The following is a 19,277-nucleotide window of genomic DNA, read 5'->3' as shown; positions in this document are numbered from 1 at the left end:
CTCTCAGCGTCAGTGAACCTGCACCGTGATGGACCCATCAGGACGTGCTTCCGGTTCTTAGGACAGTCTGTGCAAGCAGATGCGTGGAAGTCCAGTGATTTTCGCGCTGGACTCACAGGGCCTGCTATCCGGCGCCGCCGAAGCCGTCTCGCGCCTGCTTCAGGTCCTTCCGCAGGCCGTGGTTGTCCGCCCGCAATCCGCGGTTGTCTTCGGCCAGGCCGCGGTTGTCTTCGGCCAGGCCGCGGTTCGCGGCTTCCAATTCCAGCACCAGCTTCACTCCGGCGAGGTTCAGTCCCTCCTCCAGAAGAACCCCGATCCTGCGCAGCGTGACGAGGTTCGCTTCGCTGTAGCGCCGGGTGCCGCCGCCGGTCCTGTCCGGGGTGAGCAGGCCTTTGCGCTCATACAGCCGAAGGTTTTGCTGGCCGGTGCCCACGAGTTCGGCCGCGACGGAGATGGCATAGACCCCGAGCTCGTCCCGTCCGGCCAGCCCACGGGACGAGCCGCCGCCCGCCCCGGCGGCCGTGCCGCCGTCGTGCTCTGCCATCAAAACCTCCCAAAAATCCTCTTGCACCGCTCTTTTGCCAGTGCTATAAAAAATTTATACCAGCTGCCATAGATTTTGGTGGCTGGGACAGCAACAAATCAGCATCAAGATCTGAAGGAGTGAGAACAACATGCTGATGCGCACTGACCCGTTCCGCGAATTCGACAGGCTCGCCCAACAGGTTCTTGGCACAACAGCACGCCCCGCAGCCATGCCGATGGATGCATGGCAGGAGGGCGAGGAATTCATCGTTGCCCTTGACCTTCCGGGGGTCAGCCCGGAGTCCGTTGAGCTCGACGTCGAACGCAACGTCCTGACCGTCAAGGCCGAGCGGAAGCCGCCGACCGGCGAGGACACCGAGATGGTCGCCGCAGAGCGCCCGCAGGGCGTGTTCAGCAGGCAGCTCATCCTCGGCGACACCCTGGATACCGACGGCGTCAAGGCCAGCTACGACGCAGGCGTCCTGACGCTCCGCATCCCCGTCGCCGAAAAGGCCAAACCGCGGCGCATCGAGATCACGTCCCAGGGGCAACGCCAAGAGATCAACGCCTGACCCGCTCCTCCGCCATGCAGTCCAGCAGCCATGGCGGAGCGCCTGACCGGGAGCATCGGACCGACCGCATCGGAAGAAAGGGCGCAGGCTTCGCGCCACGCCACAGCGCTTGTTGCGCAGAGGAAAACGCGGCCCCCGACGGTGTCTCCCAACGGATGGCCCCCGGTCCAACCCCCGGGGGCCGTCCCCACTTCAACAGCACCCCGACCGGGAACCGAACTTGGGAAACAGCCACGCCGATTACTACGGGATCCTCAACGTGCCGGTTGCGGCCACCGCACGCGAGATCACCCGCGCCTACCGCGGTCTGCTGCGGAGGTTCCATCCGGACACCCGCCAGGTGAATCGCGACGGCGGCACCTCCGCAGCGGGCGACCTGCAGCGACTGCACGAGATCATGCAGGCGTATGCGGTGTTGTCGGATCCGGCGAAGCGGGCGGCCTACGACCGGGCCCGCCGCACTGGATCCAGCGCCGGAACCCCCGCGGGCGCGAACGGCATTCCGGTCAAGGTGCGTTTCCATCCGCAGCCCGGGGCTGGCAGCCCTAAAACTGAACAGCCGTTCAGCTACGGACCGACCAGGTGGTCTCCGCTGCCCGGCCGCGGGCCCACCTTCCCGAGGAGATCTGTATGAGTGCCTGGCGTCCTTATGACAGCCACCTGATGCCTGCCTTCTGCGAACGCTTCGAGCAACGCTGGGGCAAGGGAACCGCGCCGTTCCTGGACCCGGAAGTCCACGAGCAGCCGATGCCGCGGGCGCAATGGATCAATCCGGACACCGGTGCAGCCGTTGCAGTTGTCCCGATCTGGACCGACGATCCCGAACATCGTTCCTTCGGAGTCTTCTATCTGCCCCCGGCGGGTGACATCTGGATCCTGCGGCCCGGTTCCACCGCCTTCGTTGAACCAGGCGCCGGTACAACACGAGAGCAGGTTTCGCTTCGGAATGACGCCTTCAAGAAGGCCGTCAATCATGCGAAGGAGTTCATCTACGGAGCGCAGCCCTGAGGGTGGACGAACGGGCCGCAAACACGAGATTGGCGCAGTCCCCGGCAACTTCGCCGGATGACTGCGCCAACCCTTTTTGATGACTCGTTAGATTGAGCTGTACTCGCTACTCATTGGCCGCTCCTCATCGTCCCGGGATTGCCAGATCCGGGCTATCTCCTCCCATCGGCCTGGTTGGGCCAGAACATCCAGCCGGCAGTCATCATCAGGATTCCGAGCACCAAGTGCGTCCAGTTATCCAGGATGTTCACCGAAAGGAAGTTGGCCGCCGAGTCCGTGCCGACGCCCAGCCCGTAGGCGCTCAGCACCACATACAGGGCGCCGAAGCCATACAGGAACGCCCGCGCTCCGGACGCCGTGCGCGACATGAACCAGCCGCTCACCCCGATGGCCAGCTGCACCAGGTTCAGCAGCACGGACACTTGGAACAAGCCCAGCAGCATGGCATGCGAACCCGGACCGAAGAACTGCATCTCCGCGTACCGGGCAGTGATGCCCGGGACGAATCCCAGCACACCCACCAGAGCCACGAGCAAGGCCACACCGATACCGGCCACCTGAATGTCCCGGCGCCCGAAATGGACCCCTGATGCTTGTGACGCCGCGCCGCTCATGTGCCCTCCAACCATTCCGTGGGAACACTCCCCATCTTACGTCCGGGCCGCTGAAAAGGCGCCCGACGGCGGCCCGTCCCGCCGCACCCGACACCCGCCAGGGCGGGCGGGTCAGCGAGTTCAAAACAGCCCCGCTCCAGCGCGCCCGACCGGCCCCGGCAGGGCCTTCGTGGCACGATGGAACACGATGAAATTGCGTGCTGACCAGACCGGTAACCGTGGCCTCCCCATGCCCCTGTGGCTGCAGGGCGCGCTCGAATCGGCGCAGGCCGCCATCATCTCCGCCCTGGTGGTGATCCTGCCCCTGGCCGGGGTCTGGGCCACGGACGGATTCGAGAACCGCAAGATCGACTTCCTGGCCCGCTTGGCAGGCCAGGCCTGGCTGCTGATCCACGGCGTTCCGCTCCAGTTGGCGGCAGTCAACCTCGGGACCGCGAGCCCGGGAGCCGCGCAGCCCGGGAGCGGTGTCCTCTCCCTGTTTCCCCTCGGCCTGACACTCATTCCATTCCTCCTGGCCTGGCGAGCCGGCCGCCGCCTGGCCCGGGCTTCCTACACGGACCAGCTGTGGCAGGCCTTCCTGGGCGGGATCCTGGTGTACGGTGCCTTCGGTGCCGCTACCGGGTTCGTTTGCCGCACGCAGGAAGTGGTGATCAACATCTGGCTCGCCATGCTCCTGCCGCTCATTCCTTTCGGCCTGGGCATGGTGGTGGGCGCCCGCCGCGAATCCGGCTCCTGGAGCAGGCTCATCGGCGTGGACGCGGTGGACTGGATCGCCCGCACCAGCCAGCATTCCCGCTGGGCAGGCTCCTACTTCGCCTCGGCCCTCAAGGCCGGAACCGTGGCCCTTATGGCCTCGCTCGCCCTGGCCGCCCTGCTGCTCGCCGTGGACCTGGGCATCCACTGGACACAGATCATCGCGGTCTACGAAGGATTGAAGGCCGGCGCCCTCGGCGGCGCGGTGCTCACCATCGCCCAGCTCGGCTACCTGCCCAACCTGGTGGTCTTCACGCTCGCCTGGAGTTCCGGCGCAGGCTTCTCGCTGGGAGTCGGCTCGCACGCCGGACCCCTGGGCACCGCCGTCGGGCCCCTGCCTGCAGTCCCGGTTTTCGGCGCGCTGCCTACCGGGCAGCTGGAGTTCGGCGTCGCTGCCCTGGTGCTTCCCATCCTGGCCGGCGTGCTGGCCGGTTGGTGGTTCATGCGCGAAGGCGAAAACCACTTCGACGAATGGCTCTCCATCAAGATCAGGGCCCGTTGGTTCACCGCCGCCGCGTCCACCGTGGTGCTCGGTGCGCTGATCGGGTCCGTCGCAGGTGTCCTGGCCGGGGGACTGGCCTGGATCGCGCGGGGTTCGGCCGGGATCGGCCGCCTCACCGAGATCGGGCCCGATCCGTTGTGGACGGCGGCGTGGCTGGCCGCCGATGTGGGGATCGGCGTCGTCATCGGCTACTCGGCAGGGCCGTGGCTGGAACGCCGGCAGAAGCTGCGCGAGGCGGACCTCGAGGCCGTCAAGTACTAGGGCTGCCGCAGTATCAGGGTTGCCGCAGCGCCGGCGGCAGGGACTTCTGGAAGTCCGCCACGCAGCTGTTCGAGGCCCGGTCCGTCAGGGCGTCGCGGGAGCACTCCTGGACGGCGCTGACCTGGCTGAAGAAAAGTACCGAGAAGACCACCAGCGATCCCAACACCGCTGAAACCACCAGCCCGGAAATCGTCCCGTACAGCAGGATCCGGCCCTGCCGCAGGCGCACCGCACGCACCACTACCACCAGGCCGAGCGCCCAGGCCGCCGCGGTGAGGATGCCGGAAAGCCACACGTAGCTGACATTCAAGGTGTAGACGAACGCCGCGCCCAGCACAGTCAGCAGGAAGCTCCGGAACAGGAGTTGTGTGCGGGACTGCGCGGCGGCCGCCGCCTCCCCGGGAGCAGGCAGCTGGGGGCGGGGTCCGGCGTCGGGATTCATGTTTTCCAGCCTACGCGAGGCGGCCATAAGCTATTGCAATGCGCATTGTTGTCCTCGTCTCCGGCACCGGTTCCAATCTCCAGGCGGTCATCGACGCCGTGAAGGCGGGAGAGCTCGACGTCGAGATCGCCGCCGTGGGTGCCGACCGCGAGGACACCTTCGGCGTGCAGCGCTCGGCCGACGCCGGCCTGGAAACCTTCGTGGTGAACTTCAACTCGTTCGAAACCCGCGCCGAATGGGACGCGGCGCTGACCGCGAAGGTGGCCTCCTACCAGCCGGACGTGGTGGTGTCCTCCGGCTTCATGCGGATCGTCAGCCCCGAGTTCATCGACACCTTCCACGGCAAGTACCTCAACACCCACCCTGCCCTGCTGCCCGCGTTCCCGGGCGCCCACGGCGTGCGGGACGCGCTGGCCTACGGCGTGAAGGTGACCGGCTGCACCGTCCACTGGGCGGACGCCGGCGTGGACACCGGCCCCATCATCGCGCAGGAAGCCGTCACAGTCCTTCCAGAGGACGACCAGGACTCCCTCCACGAACGCATCAAGGTGGTAGAACGCAAGCTGCTTGTCAGCACTTTGTCAGACATCGCCCAGCATCGCTTGCTATAAAGAATCGCACGCCGGCACAGACAGCCCATCGCGGATTCAGGCGCGCCTTGAGGAATAACGGCGGACATGCAAGGAACGGTCATGGGATTTTGGAAACCCGTCTTGGATATGACGGTCACCGGTTCGCGCTTCCTGCTCGCCTGGACCCTCCTCAGTTCGGCCCTGCTGGCCTACCTGCTGCTCAAACGGCGGAACGTACGTTGGGCGGTGGTGGCCGCAAGCGCATTGGCCGCCGGCACCGTGTTGGGGCTGGCTGTCCTTTGGTACTCCGTCGTCATTGACAACGCCTTCGGGGGACCGGTGATCTCCGAGGTGTGGTTCTGGGCCCCTGCGGCTTTCGCCGCGATCGCGCTCGCCATCGCCAATCTCCGGGGCGGACGCTGGTGGCGGGGCCTGATCGCCGCCGCGTCGGTACTGGTGTTCGCAGTGACCGCGGCCTTCCAGGTCAATGCAGCTTACGGGCTGAACCCGACCCTCGGGTCCGTACTGAACATCGACACCGGCAACACGGTCCAGATTCCAGCCCGGTCCTCGTGGCTCGAAGGTTCGGACCTGCCGCTGTACAAGACCTGGACGGCCCCGGCCGACATGCCCCAGACCGGACTCCGCGGCAAGACACCCGTGCCCATCCCGGCCACGCACTCGGGGTTCCAGGCGCGCTGGTCCGGCCTCTACCTGCCTCCCGCAGCCCTGGTGAAGCATCCTCCGCTGCTGCCTTTCGTCATCATGATGATGGGACAGCCGGGAAATCCCGGCCCGTCGCCCGTCGCCAACGTGGCCGACGCGATGGCCGCAAGGAACCACGGGCTCGCGCCCGTCATCCTGGTGGTGGACCAGCTCGGTAATCCCTACAAGGATCCGCTGTGCCTGGATTCAAACCGGGGCAAGGTGGAGACCTACGTAATGGAGGACGTCCTGCCCTGGGCCCGCGCCAATCTGCCCATCCTGCAGGACAGGGCGCACTGGACCTTCGCGGGCTATTCGGAAGGCGGGGTCTGCGCCAGCTACTTCGCGGCGAAATACCCTGAGGACTTCGGCAACTACGCATCCATCTCCGGCGAAGAATTTCAGGGCTCCGATAACCCGGCAAACGTCCTGGCCACCGTTTTCGGCGGAAACCAACAGGCCTACGACGCCGTAAGGCCGCTCAACATCATGCTGGCACACGGCCCTTACACGGACATGGTTGCTGTCTACACCGCGGGCAGCAAAGACCCCTACTACACCAACCAGGCCCGGCGCTCCCTTGCCACCGCCTTGCGCGTGGGAATCAAGGCGTCCTTCCACAGCGTGCCGGGAGCGGGCCACGTCAAGTTCGCCGTCGCGGGAGGACTCGCCGAGGCCTTCGACGTGCTCTACCCGCGCTGGGGATTGTCACCCTGATGAGCAACAACGCCACACAGCTTCCGCCCACCCCCGGCGGGGTGGACCGTCCGCCCGCCGGGCAGCGCAGCCATCTGCAAAACACCAAGGAACGCCTGGACGGCTTCTTCCGGCGCATCCCGTTTTCCTTCCTGATGGCGTCTGTGTTCCTTGCGGCGGCGGTGTTCAGCCGCACCCTGTTCGGCGTGGATGCCGGCCGGCACTGGGGCCAGGGCGTGGCCACCACCTTCGACGGCGGCCACTGGTGGACCCTGCTCACGGCACTGCTGGTTCCCCAGGACGCCACGGCCACCGCGTTGGCGGCGATCGGCGCGGTCCTCCTCCTCGGCCTGGCGGAGCGGACTCTCGGGACGCGGAAGGCCGCCCTTGCTTTCTTCGCCACAGGGCTGGCCGGCGGGTTCCTGGGCATCCTGCTGCAATGGCTGGGAACGCTCACCTGGGAATGGTGGTCCACCAGCGCCTCAACGTCCGCCACGGTGGATCCGCTGACCGGAGTCCTGGGGGCCCTCTCCTCGGCCACGGGCAGCATGGGCTTGCTGTGGCGGCGCAGGATCAGGGTGGTCCTGCTGACGTTCGTGCTCATCTTCGTCCTGTACTCGGGAGACTCCGAGGACTTCTACCGGCTCCTGGCCGTGCTGGCGGGCCTCCCGCTGGGGGCGTTGCTCAGGACTGCGAAACGCCCCCTCCACGTGGTCTACAGCTCCCACCGGGAGACCCGGACCCTTGTTGCCGCCGTCGTGCTGGTCACGGCAGTGGGGCCGCTGGTGGCGTATCTCGGCAGCACCGACCTGACGCCCTTCGCGTTCGGTTCCTACCTGTTCATGAACGACCCGATGGACCCTGGCACGCTGGCCGCCGCCTGCCATGGTGACCAGCCCCTGTCCCGTCTTTGCATCCATCAGCTGGCACGGATCGGATCGCAGGGGCCGGGCATGGTGGCCTTGGCGTTCGTGCCGGTGGTGCTCCTGGGCCTAGCGGCGTGGGGGCTTTACCGGGGCAGGCGTTTCGGCTGGTGGCTCGCTGTGGGCGTGAACACAGCGATCCTGCTTGTTTCGCCTGCGTCCTTCGGCGTGGTCCGGCTGATCGCGCAGGCCGGAACGCCTGTGCATCGCCCGTTCAACGGCCAGGAGCTGGTGATCTGGATGGTCACGGCGGCCTTGGTTCCGGCGGCATCCCTCATCCTGCTCGTCCTCAAGCGCCGGAACTTCGCAATCCACGCACCCCGGCGGGCTTTCCGCCGTTTCCTCCTGGTCCTGCTGGGCTCCTTCCTGGTCCTGGCGGGCGCCTGCGCGGTCACCGCCCTGTCGGCGCTGAAGTCGATCGCCCCGCGCATGACAGCTTCAGGGGTGCTCCTCGAAGCACCGCGCCACTTCGTCCCGCCGCATTTCCTTGGCGGACCGGGACATCTGGTCCTGCCCCGCCACACGGCGGTGAGCTGGGCCTTCCAATGGAGCGGACCCGCCTTCTGGACGGTCTTCGTTGTGGCGGCCCTATGGTTGCTCTCGCGCTCACCGCGCCTGGCGGTAGCGCACGACGTCGGGAAGTTCCGTGCGCTGTTGCGCCGCCACGGCGGCGGCTCGCTGGGCCATATGACCACGTGGGAGGGCAACACGCCGTGGTTCACCCGCGATGGTGAGGGAGCCCTGGCGTACCGCGAGGTCAACGGGCAGGCCATCGTCCTTGGCGACCCCATCTGCGCCCCGGACCGCGTGGAGCAGACCATCCGGGAGTTCCTCGTGTTCTGCGATGAACACAATTGGACCCCTGTCTTCTATTCATTCCATCCCGGGTTGCTGCCCTTCTTTGAACGACTTGGCTGGCCGCACATGCCCGTCGGGGAGGAAACGGTGATCCATACCGCGGGACTCACCATGAAGGGCAAGCACTGGCAGAGCGTGCGGACCGCCCTCAACAAGGCGGCCCGTGAAGGCATGACGGCGGTGTGGACCACGTGGAGTGACTTGCCGTTCGCTGCAACCACCGAGATCGTGGCGATCTCCGAGTCCTGGGTCGCGGAGAACAAGCTTCCCGAGATGGGATTCACCCTCGGAGGCCTGGAAGAACTCAAGGACCCGGATGTCCGCCTCATGCTTGCCGTTGCCGAGGACGGGCGCATCGAGGCGTTGACGTCCTGGATGCCGGTGCACGAAAACGGGGAAGTGGTCGCCTGGACCCTGGACTTCATGCGCCGCGCCCCCGATTCGCACAACGGCGTCATGGAATTCCTGATTGCGTCCGCCGCGCTGCATCTGCAGGAGGAAGGCGCGCGGTTCGTAAGCCTGTCCGGTGCGCCGCTGGCCACGAAACCGGTGCCGGAGGACAAGCAGCCCGTGGACACGCAGTCAGGGGACACAGAACCGGAAGGAACCGAGGCGGGCATCGCTGCTTTCCTGGTCTGGCTTTCACGGACGCTGGAACCGGCTTATGGCTTCGGATCGCTGTTCCGTTTCAAGGCGAAGTTCCACCCTGAATACACCACCCTGTTCATGGCCTTCCCCGACTTTTCGGCCCTGCCGCGCATCGGCGTGGCTTTGGCGCGCGCCTACCTGCCCGAGGTGTCCACCAAAGAGAGCATGGTCCTTGCCCGGGTGCTGGGGCGCCGCGACTGAGGTCTCCGCAGCCTCAGCTCATCTCCGGCCTCAGCCCATCTCCAGCCTCAGCCCATCTCCAGCCTCAGTCCAGCGAGCGCTGCCTGGTTTCCGGCGCGAAGAGCCCCATCCAGATGACGGCCAGCAGCACCAGCCCGCCGGCCAGCGCGAAGGAGGTGGCCAGCCCGAAGGTGGGCCAGAAGAACGAGGCGAACACCAGCGGGCCGAAGCCCGCGCCGATCCTGGAAAACGTGGAGGCCCAGCCGAAGCCCGAGCCGCGAAGCTCCGTGGGATAGAGCTCGGATACATACGCGTACAGCACCGGAATCGCCACCTGCACCACGAAGCCGAAGACCAGCAGCCAGAACACCGCGGCCGACGGGATGTCCACCACCAGCGCCACCGCCACCAGTGTCAGGGCGGACAGTGGTCCGGTGACGGCAAGGATCCGCTTGCGGCCCAGCCGCTCCACGAGGAGCGCGGCCACCACCACGCCGAGGAGCCCGACGGCGGCCATTCCCGCCGTCGTCACGAACGCCTTGTACTCGGCGAAGCCGGCGCCGATCAGGATGCGCGGCATCCAGGTAAGGCTCAGGTAGTACACGAGAAGGATAGTGAAGAACAGAGCCCAGGCCGCCGTCGTGATCTTCCAGCTGAACTGCCATAGGCTGCGCAACTGGATCCAGGCACTTCCGGCGGAAAGCCGCGGCGCGTCCTGCGGATCGGGCAGGCTGTAGGCGCGCGGTTCCGTGCCCGTGGCGGCGACGAGGCCGTCGATGACCTCCGCGGCTTCCCGGCGGCGGCCCTTGCGGATCAGGAAGAGCGGGGACTCGGGGACGCTGCGCCGCACCCAGAACACCAGCAGGGCCGGGAGCACCATCACCAGCATGGTCAGCCGCCAGTCGGCGAACGCGGCCATCAGGCCGGCGGACGCGAAACCGCACAGCGCGGCGCCCACCGGCCACCAGCCGTCCATCGCGGTGAGCACCCGGCCACGCTGCTTCCGCGGCGTAAACTCACCCACCAGGGCATAGTCCACCGGGATGCAGCCGCCCAGGCCGAAGCCGGCCATGAACCGGAAGACGCAGAACCACAGGAAATCCGGGGCGAACGCGCCCAGCACGGTGAAGAGCGAGAAGATCAGCAGCGTGGCCGTGAAGGCTTTCCTGCGCCCGATCGTGTCCGCGATGGTTCCCCACGCGAACGCGCCCAGGGCCATGCCGATCAGGTTGGCTGTGCCGATCCAGGCGGCGTCGGCCGGTTCGAGGGACCAGTGCTTGGAAAGCAGGGGAATGAGGATGCCGTTGAGCGTGACGTCCCAGGCATCGAACATGAAGCCCAGCCCGCCGATCAGGAAAATCCGGCCCTGGACGGCCCACCGCCACGGCAGTTCCTGGACCACCTGCTCGCCGCTGGGCACTGACGTATACGTGTTCATCTTCCCCTCCTGGGGAAAACTTTAGCGGTGGTTTTCTATCGCTTTCCGCAGGAAGCCGCCGGCCTCGTCCAGTGCACCCTTCGCCTGCGCAGGATCGATGCCGGTCAGCAGCACCAGGATGGCCGCCTTCACCGATCCGCCCACCGCATCGAGGGCGCGGATGGCGGCGTCTGCGTCGGCTCCCGTGGCGTGCTGGATGGTGCGCTGGGAGCGGGCCAGGAGTTTCTCGTTCGTCGCCTTCAGGTCGACCATCAGGTTCCCGTAGGTCTTGCCGAGCTTGACCATGGAGAGCGTGCTGATCATGTTCAGCACCAGTTTCTGGGCGGTTCCGGCCTTGAGCCGGGTGGAGCCTGCAACGAACTCCGGTCCCACCACCACGTCGATCGCCACGTCCGCGAGCTTGCCGATGGGGGAGTCGTGGTTGCAGGCGAGGGCCGCGGTGAATGCGCCCCGGCTGCGGGCCTCCTCCAGCGCTCCGATCACGTACGGGGTGCGGCCCGACGCCGAGATGCCAATCACAGCGTCTTTTTCCGTCACGTTGATGTCATGCAGGTCCCGGGCGCCCGCCGTCGCGTTGTCCTCCGCGTACTCGACGGGTTTCTGGATGGCCTGGATCCCGCCGGCGATGATCCCCACCACGAGTTCCGGGCGGGTCCCGAAGGTGGGAGGGCACTCGCTGGCGTCCAGCACACCCATCCGGCCGGCCGTTCCGGCGCCCACGTAGAGCAGGCGGCCGCCGTGGGCGAGCCGCTCGGTGACTGCGTCGACCGTTTGGGCGATCGCGGGGGCGGCTTCCTCGACGGCGGCCGGGACTCCGCGGTTGATTTCGTTCATGGCGGCCACGAGCTCGGCGGTGCCCATGGTGTCGATGCCGCTCAGGCCCGGGGCGGCCTGTTCGGTCTGCAGCCCGGCTAGTTCGGAGCGCAGCCCTTCCAGCGGGTCGTTGCTTGCGGCGGTGGGGTCAGTCGGGCCAGTTTGTTCCGTCACGGTGGATGTACCTTTCCTGAAGGAGCCCGCGGCGCGTCGCAGCGAGGGCCGCCCCGTCCATGCCGTCGCCGAGGGGCTCGACCATCTCAATCCCAGCCGAAGCCAGGGTGTTGTGCAAGAGCCCCGCGAAGAACTCCGAGTTCGCCACACCGCCGAGCACCGCCACCCGGCCGCTGCCGCAGCTGGCCCGCTTGACCGTGCCGGCAAGGACCTTGCAGGCTTCGTCAACGATTCCGCGCGCGACGGCGTCCCCGGCCTCCGCTGCGTGCAGCACCAAGGGAGCGAAGCGGGCCATCGCCCGGGCCGGGTTCTCCATGCTGCCCAGCCAGGCGGGAAGCATCAGGGGCGACTCAACCAAAGCGTTTGCCGCGATGCTCAGCGAGGTCTCCGGGCCGCCGTCGAACGCCTGCACTACCGCTTCCAGTCCGCGCTGGCCGATCCAGCGGCCGCTGCCGCGGTCCCCCAGCAAGGGGCCCCAACCGTCGGCACGGTGCAGCTGCCCGCCGTCGTCGAAACGGAAAGCCACGGCACCGGTGCCCACGATGAGCACGGTTCCCGGGGCGCCCTGCATGGCGCCGAGCTGGGCGGCGGTGGCGTCGGAAAGGACGGCGGCGGGAACGCCGAAGCGGCTCGCAAGCAGGCCGGCCAGTTGGCGGGAGCTGTTGGCAGAGGCCTCGACGCCGGCAACGGCTGCACCGAAACCGGTCAGCGGGGACCCGGAGGGGCCGGACGCGGTCAGCTCCGCGGGCAGCATCGCGGCTGTCTCTTCAAGAAGCTCGAACGCCAGCCGGGCGCCGTCCGTGATGCCCAGGCCGGGGAAGCCATGCTGGTCCGCCGTTCCGAGCACCCGGTCCCCGGAGCGCAGTTCCAGCCGGCACCGGCTCTTGCCCAGATCGGCCACCAGCACCGTCCCCGAAGCATTCATGAACCAACCCTACCTGCGTTGTGAGGCCTGCTCTACGTCCTTTCGCGGGCCCAAAGAACGTAGAGCAGGCCCCGCAATTCTGTGGAGGAATAGTCGTCCCGGGCCGGGATGTCCGTTTCTGTGGATAACCCGGGTGGGCCCTCGCCGGCGCGCCAGCATTGATCCATGCGCACGCCTCCATCGTTACCGGCAGACATCGATCCGCGGGGATTCCTTGTTCACGACGCCTACGCTGCGGGGATCGCCCGATGGCGTTTGGAGAGTGCCAGACTGGTCACGCCAAGCCGCGGCATCCGGCTTGATCCCGGAGCCGCACGGGACCTGGAACTACTCGCCCGGCTCCACACCGGAGTCACCCCGCGCTGCGCCATCAGCCACACCACGTCTGCCTTGCTGTGGCCGCTCCCGCTGCCGATGTCCCTGGAGGCTGAAGAGAGGGAAAGCGGACTCATCCACATCACTCGCCGCGCGGAAATCGGACGGATCAAACGCCGCGGCGTGGTTGGGCACCGGGCGCCGCTGCTGGCGCGCGACGTGCGGTTTCTCAACGGGATCGCCGTGACGTCTCCGGAATGGACCTGGGTTGATCTCGCCGGAATCCTGGGGCGTGATGCGTTGGTGGCAGCGGGAGATGCGATGCTCGCGCGGGAAGATCCGTTGTCGTCCATTGAAGCAATCCAGGAAGTCATCGATCGCCGCCCGAAAGTGAAAGGGATCCGGAGGGCACGGGCCGTCCTGCCGCTGCTGCGGCATGGTGTCGATTCGCCGCAGGAGTCCAGGCTCCGGATGAAAATCCTCGACGCCGGGCTGCCGGAGCCGCTCGTGACGGAGCCGGTCCATGACTCGCATGGCAATTACGTCTCAACACCGGACCTGCAGTACCGCGAATACCGGATTGCCATGGAATATGAGGGTGAGCACCACCGCACGGATCCCGTGCAATGGGGACACGACATCGAACGTGATGACAGGCTGCGGAGCCTGGGCTGGATCGTGCTGCGTTTCTCGAAGTTCCAATTGCGCCAAGGGTGGCCCGCCTCCGAGCGGAAGGTGCGGCACGCGCTCGCCGAGCGGGGCTGGCGCATCGCCGCCTAGTTTCGCCGCGTTGTGAGGCCTGCTCTGCGTCCTTTGGAGTGGGCAAAGCACGTAGAGCGGGCCCCACAGCGCAATCGCGATAAACTGTGGCGTATCCCCACCATCCGCGAACCCAACGCGATCTTAGACGGAGACTTTTGTGAGCTTCACGCAGCTTGACCGTGTCCCTATCCGCCGTGCACTGATCTCGGTTTACGACAAGACAGGACTGGAGGAGCTCGCGAAGGGCCTGCACGCGGCCGGCGTCGCCATCGTCTCCACCGGGTCCACCGCCAAGAAGATCGCCGCGGCCGGTATCCCGGTCAAGGAAGTCGAAGAGGTCACCGGTTCGCCGGAAATGCTGGACGGCCGCGTCAAGACCCTGCACCCGCGCGTTCACGGCGGCATCCTCGCCGACCGCCGCGTCCAGGCCCACATGGACACCCTCGCCAAGATGGAGATCGAGCCCTTCGATCTCGTGGTGGTCAACCTCTACCCCTTCGTCGAGACGGTCCGCTCCGGCGCCGGCCAGGACGACGTCGTCGAGCAGATCGACATCGGAGGCCCCGCCATGGTGCGCTCGGCCGCAAAGAACCACGCCGCCGTCGCCATCGTCACCGACCCCTCCTTCTACGGTTCCGTGGTGGAGGCTGCCGCTGCCGGCGGTTTCGACCTGAAGACCCGCCGCCGCCTGGCCGCCAAGGCCTTCGCGCACACCGCGGCCTACGACAACGCCGTGGCCACCTGGACCGCTTCCCAGTTCCTGGACGAAGACGGCGACGGCATCATCGACTGGCCCGCGTACGCCGGCCTGGCACTGGAACGTTCCGAGGTGCTCCGCTACGGCGAGAACCCGCACCAGCAGGCCGCCCTCTACGTGGACAAGGCCGCCCCGGCCGGCATCGCCCAGGCCGACCAGCTGCACGGCAAAGCCATGAGCTACAACAACTTCGTGGACGCCGACGCCGCCTTGCGCGCTGCCTTCGACTTCGCCGAGCCCGCCGTCGCCGTCATCAAGCACGCCAACCCCTGCGGTGTGGCCGTCGGTTCCGCTTCCGCGGAGGACCCGATCGCGGATGCCCACGCCAAGGCCCACGCCTGCGACCCCGTTTCCGCGTTCGGCGGCGTGATCGCGGCGAACCGCACGGTAACCGCCGGCATGGCACGCACGGTCGCGGACATCTTCACCGAGGTCGTCATCGCCCCGGACTTCGAGCCCGAAGCCGTGGAGATCCTCTCCAAGAAGAAGAACATCCGCCTGCTGGCCCTGCCCGAGGGCTACGGCCGCTACCCGGCCGAGATGCGCCAGGTGTCCGGCGGTGTGCTGGTGCAGATGAGCGACAAGGTGGACGCCGACGGCGACAACCCCGCCAACTGGACCCTCGCCGCGGGCGAGGCTGCTGACGAGGCCACCCTCGCGGACCTTGCCTTCGCCTGGACCGCCTGCCGCGCCGCCAAGTCCAACGCCATCCTGCTGGCCGACAACGGCGCTGCCGTGGGCATCGGCATGGGCCAGGTCAACCGCCTGGACTCTTGCAAGCTGGCCGTGGAGCGCGCCAACACCCTGGGCGTGACCGTGGAGTCCGACGTCGACGGTGCCGGCGGTGCCTCCAACGCCTCCGCTGCCGGTGCACCCGAGCGTGCCCGCGGCGCCGTGGCTGCCTCCGACGCGTTCTTCCCGTTCGCCGACGGCCTGCAGATCCTGATCGACGCCGGTGTCCGCGCCGTGGTCCAGCCCGGCGGCTCCGTCCGGGACGAGGAAGTCATCGCCGCGGCCAACGCCGCCGGCATCACGATGTACTTCACCGGAGCACGCCACTTCTTCCACTGATCCCCACCCGCATCGACTGCTGCAACAACGTCGTTTTGGAGGCTCAAAACGACATGTGCTGAGCAGTCGATGGGAAGCGAAACGGCGGCCGCCCCTCAAAGGGGACGGCCGCCGTCGTGGTTTAAGTCAGCCTAGTTGGCGGAGGCGTTGTTGTAGGCCTGCTGGATGACCGAGCCCCAGTACGGGCCGTACATGGTGGTGGAGCGGCTGCCGTAGCCGTAGCTGTTGATCGAGTTCTGGTAGCCCTCGGAGTTGCTGCCGATGAACCAGGGGCCGCCGGAGGAGCCGCCGGTCATGTCGCAGGGGATGCCCTGGGTGGTGCCGCCGGGGTTGATGGTGTCGTTGCTGGCGGTACCGGAGCAGGCCTTGAGGGACTGGCCGTCGAAGGGGCTCGCGGCCGGGTAGCCGAAGGCCTTGTAGCTCAGGCCGCGGGCTGCGTTGAACTCGACACCCGAGGCGCCCACCGCGTCGGAGAGCGCCTGGCCGTTCAGCGTGGAGACGACGGCGAAGCCGGTGTCGTACTGGATGTCGCCGCCCGAGCTCCACTGGCTGGTGGTGTACAGGGCGCGGGCAGTCCACTTACCGTACGGAGCGGCGCCGTTGAGGTACGCCGGGACGAAGACGAAGTTGGTGGCGAAGGCGCCGGGGCCCTCGTTGACGCAGTGGCCCGCGGTGGAGACGGTGCTCTTGTTCGCGGAGGCCACGGAATTGCCGGAGCAGACGTAGTTGACGCCGCCGAGCGTGAAGAAGACCTTGCCGATGTGGGACACGGGAGCCTCGTCGGTGTGCAGGGAAGGCTTGCCCTTGCCCGCCTTGCCGGAAATCCTGGTCGACTTGCCCTGCTCGACGGCGGCGCGGGACGTGTTGCCGCGCTCCAGTGCCTTGCGGGCCAGGACATCGCCGGGGACCGCGGCGCGCATGCGCTCGGGGGTCCAATAGTCGGCCACGCCGGTGGTCCGGAGCGTGGCACTTACCGCGTGGGACGAAGTCTTGGCGTCGGCGGACACAGACGTTGCGGCCGCCCCTCCCGCGGACGTAAAGGCGAACATTGCGGCTGCGGTGAGACCGAGAAGGCTTGTGGCCAAGGTCTTGGTTCTTGTCACGATTGTCCTGACTTTCGGTGGGGAAAGTGGCCCGGGGCGGAGGCCGCCGCGGGATAACGGAACGAAGGTACCCGTGCTGTGACAGCTTTGTAAAGAGATGTTTCAGGCTTTGTGATAGCTCTCTATGAAATACGACGGCGGCTCCCACGCCGCGCGAACCCGCTCGGTCGCGGCGTCATGCAAGCCGCGGGAACCCTTGCAATTTAGGGGCGAAATGGCCCGCTGTGGCATAGTTGGAATGTTCCGCCGGGCATCATCCGGCAAACATCGCGAGGGGTTTTGTGGTTCGTCCTGCGCGCCGACACGAGCAGCGGCGGGCTCGCAGCCCCGGGAGACCTTCAGGGAGACGCCCGAGCAATGGCCAAGATTATCTACACCCACACCGATGAAGCGCCGATGCTGGCCACGTATTCCTTCCTGCCGATCATCGAAGCCTTCGCTTCGACGGCGGGCGTGGACGTGGAAACCCGAGACATCTCTTTGGCCGGCCGCATCATTGCGGTCTTCGGTGACTACCTCACCGAAGAGCAGCGCACCGGTGACGCCCTGGCCGAGCTCGGCGAACTGGCGAAGAAGCCCGAAGCCAACATCATCAAGCTGCCCAACATCAGCGCATCCGTCCCGCAGCTGAAGGCTGCCATCGCCGAACTGCAGGGTCAGGGTTACGCCCTGCCGGACTACCCGGACAACCCCTCTTCGGATGAAGAGACGGACATCCGCTCCCGTTACGACAAGATCAAGGGCTCCGCCGTGAACCCGGTCCTGCGCGAAGGCAACTCGGACCGCCGCGCCCCGCTGTCCGTGAAGAACTATGCCCGCCAGAACCCGCACTCCATGGGTGCCTGGAGCAGCGACTCCAAGACCAACGTTGCCACCATGGGTGCCGATGACTTCCGCTCCAACGAGTTGTCCGTGGTGATCCCGGCCGACGACACCCTCCGCATCCAGCTGGTCCGCGAAGACGGCACGGTCAAGACCCTCAAGCAGTCCATCCCCGTGCTGGCCGGCGAGGTCATCGACGGCACCGTGATGCGCGCCGCCGCGCTGGACGAGTTCCTCGCCGCCCAGGTCGCCCGCGCCAAGGAAGAAGGCGTGCTGTTCTCGGCCCACCTGAAGGCCACCATGATGAAGGTTTCGGACCCCATCATCTTCGGCCACGTGGTCAAGGCCTACTTCGCAGACCTCTTCGCCAAGTACGGCAAGCAGCTCGAAGCCGCCGGCCTGAGCGCCAACAACGGCCTGGCCGCCATCCTGAACGGCCTCGAGGAACTCCCGGAAGACATCCGCGAAGAGGTTGCCGCCGCCATCAAGCAGGGCCTGGAAAACGGCCCCGCACTGGCCATGGTGGACTCCGACAAGGGCATCACCAACCTGCACGTTCCCTCCGACGTGATCGTGGACGCCTCCATGCCGGCCATGATCCGTACCTCCGGCCACATGTGGGGCGCGGATGGCAAGGAAGCAGACACCCTCGCAGTCCTTCCGGACAGCTCCTACGCCGGCGTCTACCAGGTAGTGATCGACGACTGCCGTGCCAACGGCGCCTTCGACCCCACCACCATGGGCACCGTCCCGAACGTCGGCCTCATGGCCCAGGCCGCCGAGGAATACGGCAGCCACGACAAAACCTTCGAAATCCAGGACGCCGGCAAGGTGCAGCTGGTTAATGGCTCCGGCAAGGTCCTGATCGAGCACGAGGTTGCCCCCGGCGACATCTGGCGCGCCTGCCAGACCAAGGATCTCCCCATCCGCGACTGGGTCAAGCTGGCTGTCACCCGCGCCCGCGCCTCCAAGACCCCGGCCGTCTTCTGGCTGGACGAAGAGCGCGCACACGACGCGCAGCTCATCGCCAAGGTCAAGGAATACCTGAAGGACCACGACACCGAGGGCCTGCAGATCGAAATCATGTCCCCGGTCAAGGCCACGGCCTTCACCTTGGACCGCATCCGCAAGGGTGAAGACACTATCTCCGTGACCGGCAACGTGCTCCGCGACTACCTCACGGACCTCTTCCCGATCCTGGAACTGGGCACCAGCGCCAAGATGCTCTCCGTGGTTCCGCTGATCAACGGCGGCGGTCTCTTCGAAACCGGCGCCGGCGGCTCCGCTCCGAAGCACGTTCAGCAGCTGCTCAAGGAAAACTACCTGCGCTGGGACAGCCTGGGTGAGTTCCTTGCCCTGGCCGTCAGCTTCGAACACCTGGCCACCACCGAGGGCAACGCCCGCGCACAGGTCCTGGCCGACACCCTGGACCGTGCCACCGGCACCTTCCTGCTGGAGAACAAGTCCCCGGGCCGCAAGCTGGGCACCATCGACAACCGCGGCAGCCACTTCTACCTGGCGTCTTACTGGGCACAGGAACTGGCCAAGCAGACCGCCGACGTCGAGCTGGCCGCCTCCTTCGCGAAGGTCGCCGAAGCGCTGACCACCGGTGAGGAAACCATCGTGGGCGAGCTGCTCGCCGTGCAGGGTTCCCCGGTGGAGATCGGCGGCTACTACCGTCCGGACGCCGACAAGGCTTCCGCGGTCATGCGCCCGTCCGGGACCTTCAACAAGGTGCTTTCCACCTTGAAGTAGTCACGGCTTAGCCAACTGGCTCGCAGTTGTGGACGTTTTGGGTTCCCGGAACGGCCTTAACTGCGGGTCAGTTGGGTTTAACG

Annotated in this window: 17 protein-coding genes; 10 read left to right on the top strand and 7 right to left on the bottom strand. The window is 66.8% G+C overall.

Going from position 1 to position 19,277, the window contains the following annotated elements:
- Nucleotides 1-124: 124 nt before the first annotated feature.
- The gene (locus ACNQPB_RS12295) at nt 125-544 is read right to left on the bottom strand and encodes a MerR family transcriptional regulator (RefSeq protein WP_498752039.1); all 420 of its coding nucleotides are present in this window, start codon (nt 542-544) and stop codon (nt 125-127) included.
- A gap of 130 nt (nt 545-674) precedes the next feature.
- On the opposite strand from ACNQPB_RS12295, the gene ACNQPB_RS12290 reads away from it, so the two are divergent.
- The 3 genes from ACNQPB_RS12290 (at nt 675) to ACNQPB_RS12280 (ending at nt 2,105) form a co-directional block, all read left to right on the top strand.
- Entirely contained in the window at nt 675-1,097 is a 423-nt protein-coding gene (locus ACNQPB_RS12290; RefSeq protein ID WP_498752037.1) for an Hsp20/alpha crystallin family protein, read from the top strand.
- A gap of 220 nt (nt 1,098-1,317) precedes the next feature.
- Nucleotides 1,318-1,731 carry a J domain-containing protein gene (locus tag ACNQPB_RS12285; RefSeq protein ID WP_498752036.1) on the top strand — a complete coding sequence of 138 codons (414 nt, stop codon included), beginning with the start codon at nt 1,318-1,320 and terminating at the stop codon, nt 1,729-1,731.
- Nucleotides 1,728-2,105 (top strand): hypothetical protein, encoded by a 378-nt coding sequence (locus ACNQPB_RS12280; RefSeq protein ID WP_498752034.1) that lies wholly within the window; start codon nt 1,728-1,730, stop codon nt 2,103-2,105. Before ACNQPB_RS12285 ends, ACNQPB_RS12280 begins: the two co-directional genes overlap by 4 nt.
- Before the next feature lie 152 nt (nt 2,106-2,257).
- On the opposite strand, the gene ACNQPB_RS12275 is transcribed toward ACNQPB_RS12280, so the two are convergent.
- A complete protein-coding gene (locus ACNQPB_RS12275; RefSeq protein ID WP_498752032.1) occupies nt 2,258-2,719 on the bottom strand; it encodes a DUF4383 domain-containing protein in 462 nt (153 codons plus the stop codon).
- 187 nt (nt 2,720-2,906) lie between these two features.
- Here ACNQPB_RS12275 and ACNQPB_RS12270 point away from each other — a divergent pair, with 187 nt between their 5' ends.
- Entirely contained in the window at nt 2,907-4,235 is a 1,329-nt protein-coding gene (locus ACNQPB_RS12270; RefSeq protein ID WP_498752030.1) for a cell division protein PerM, read from the top strand.
- 13 nt (nt 4,236-4,248) lie between these two features.
- On the opposite strand, the gene ACNQPB_RS12265 is transcribed toward ACNQPB_RS12270, so the two are convergent.
- On the bottom strand, nt 4,249-4,677 hold the full coding sequence (locus ACNQPB_RS12265; protein ID WP_498752029.1) for a hypothetical protein: 429 nt from the start codon (nt 4,675-4,677) through the stop codon (nt 4,249-4,251).
- Nucleotides 4,678-4,715: 38 nt separating this feature from the next.
- On the opposite strand from ACNQPB_RS12265, the gene purN reads away from it, so the two are divergent.
- From purN to ACNQPB_RS12250, 3 genes are all read left to right on the top strand, one after another.
- Nucleotides 4,716-5,288, top strand: coding sequence for a phosphoribosylglycinamide formyltransferase (purN, locus tag ACNQPB_RS12260; protein WP_498752027.1), 573 nt, complete (start codon nt 4,716-4,718; stop codon nt 5,286-5,288).
- Between the two features lie 81 nt (nt 5,289-5,369).
- Entirely contained in the window at nt 5,370-6,671 is a 1,302-nt protein-coding gene (locus tag ACNQPB_RS12255; RefSeq protein ID WP_498752025.1) for an alpha/beta hydrolase, read from the top strand.
- A complete protein-coding gene (locus ACNQPB_RS12250) occupies nt 6,671-9,280 on the top strand; it encodes a phosphatidylglycerol lysyltransferase domain-containing protein (protein ID WP_498752023.1) in 2,610 nt (869 codons plus the stop codon). The genes ACNQPB_RS12255 and ACNQPB_RS12250 overlap by 1 nt, the downstream gene beginning before the upstream one ends.
- A gap of 64 nt (nt 9,281-9,344) precedes the next feature.
- On the opposite strand, the gene ACNQPB_RS12245 is transcribed toward ACNQPB_RS12250, so the two are convergent.
- Genes ACNQPB_RS12245 through ACNQPB_RS12235 form a run of 3 tightly spaced genes read right to left on the bottom strand, consistent with a single transcriptional unit; the run spans nt 9,345 to nt 12,609 of the window.
- The gene (locus ACNQPB_RS12245) at nt 9,345-10,697 is read right to left on the bottom strand and encodes an MFS transporter (protein WP_498752022.1); all 1,353 of its coding nucleotides are present in this window, start codon (nt 10,695-10,697) and stop codon (nt 9,345-9,347) included.
- Nucleotides 10,698-10,718: 21 nt separating this feature from the next.
- Nucleotides 10,719-11,684, bottom strand: a complete 966-nt coding sequence (gene murQ / locus ACNQPB_RS12240; RefSeq protein WP_498752020.1) for an N-acetylmuramic acid 6-phosphate etherase — start codon at nt 11,682-11,684, stop codon at nt 10,719-10,721.
- A complete protein-coding gene (locus ACNQPB_RS12235; protein ID WP_498752018.1) occupies nt 11,659-12,609 on the bottom strand; it encodes an N-acetylglucosamine kinase in 951 nt (316 codons plus the stop codon). The genes murQ and ACNQPB_RS12235 overlap by 26 nt, the downstream gene beginning before the upstream one ends.
- A gap of 165 nt (nt 12,610-12,774) precedes the next feature.
- Here ACNQPB_RS12235 and ACNQPB_RS12230 point away from each other — a divergent pair, with 165 nt between their 5' ends.
- Together ACNQPB_RS12230 and purH are read left to right on the top strand one after the other, a co-directional pair.
- Nucleotides 12,775-13,704, top strand: a complete 930-nt coding sequence (locus ACNQPB_RS12230) for an endonuclease domain-containing protein (protein ID WP_498752016.1) — start codon at nt 12,775-12,777, stop codon at nt 13,702-13,704.
- Between the two features lie 139 nt (nt 13,705-13,843).
- Nucleotides 13,844-15,514, top strand: coding sequence for a bifunctional phosphoribosylaminoimidazolecarboxamide formyltransferase/IMP cyclohydrolase (gene purH, locus ACNQPB_RS12225; RefSeq protein ID WP_498752015.1), 1,671 nt, complete (start codon nt 13,844-13,846; stop codon nt 15,512-15,514).
- A gap of 131 nt (nt 15,515-15,645) precedes the next feature.
- Here the strand turns inward: purH and ACNQPB_RS12220 are convergent, their stop codons facing one another.
- The gene (locus ACNQPB_RS12220; RefSeq protein WP_498752013.1) at nt 15,646-16,617 is read right to left on the bottom strand and encodes a trypsin-like serine peptidase; all 972 of its coding nucleotides are present in this window, start codon (nt 16,615-16,617) and stop codon (nt 15,646-15,648) included.
- A 357-nt stretch (nt 16,618-16,974) separates the two neighbouring features.
- Here ACNQPB_RS12220 and ACNQPB_RS12215 point away from each other — a divergent pair, with 357 nt between their 5' ends.
- Nucleotides 16,975-19,194: an NADP-dependent isocitrate dehydrogenase gene (locus tag ACNQPB_RS12215; RefSeq protein ID WP_498752011.1), complete on the top strand. Its 2,220-nt coding sequence runs from the start codon at nt 16,975-16,977 to the stop codon at nt 19,192-19,194.
- The last annotated feature ends 83 nt before the right edge of the window (nt 19,195-19,277 follow it).

The sequence above is a fragment of the Curtobacterium sp. LFS079 genome, assembly GCF_047977865.1.
Classification (GTDB): domain Bacteria; phylum Actinomycetota; class Actinomycetes; order Actinomycetales; family Micrococcaceae; genus Arthrobacter.
This window is presented reverse-complemented; position numbering and strand designations above follow the sequence as displayed.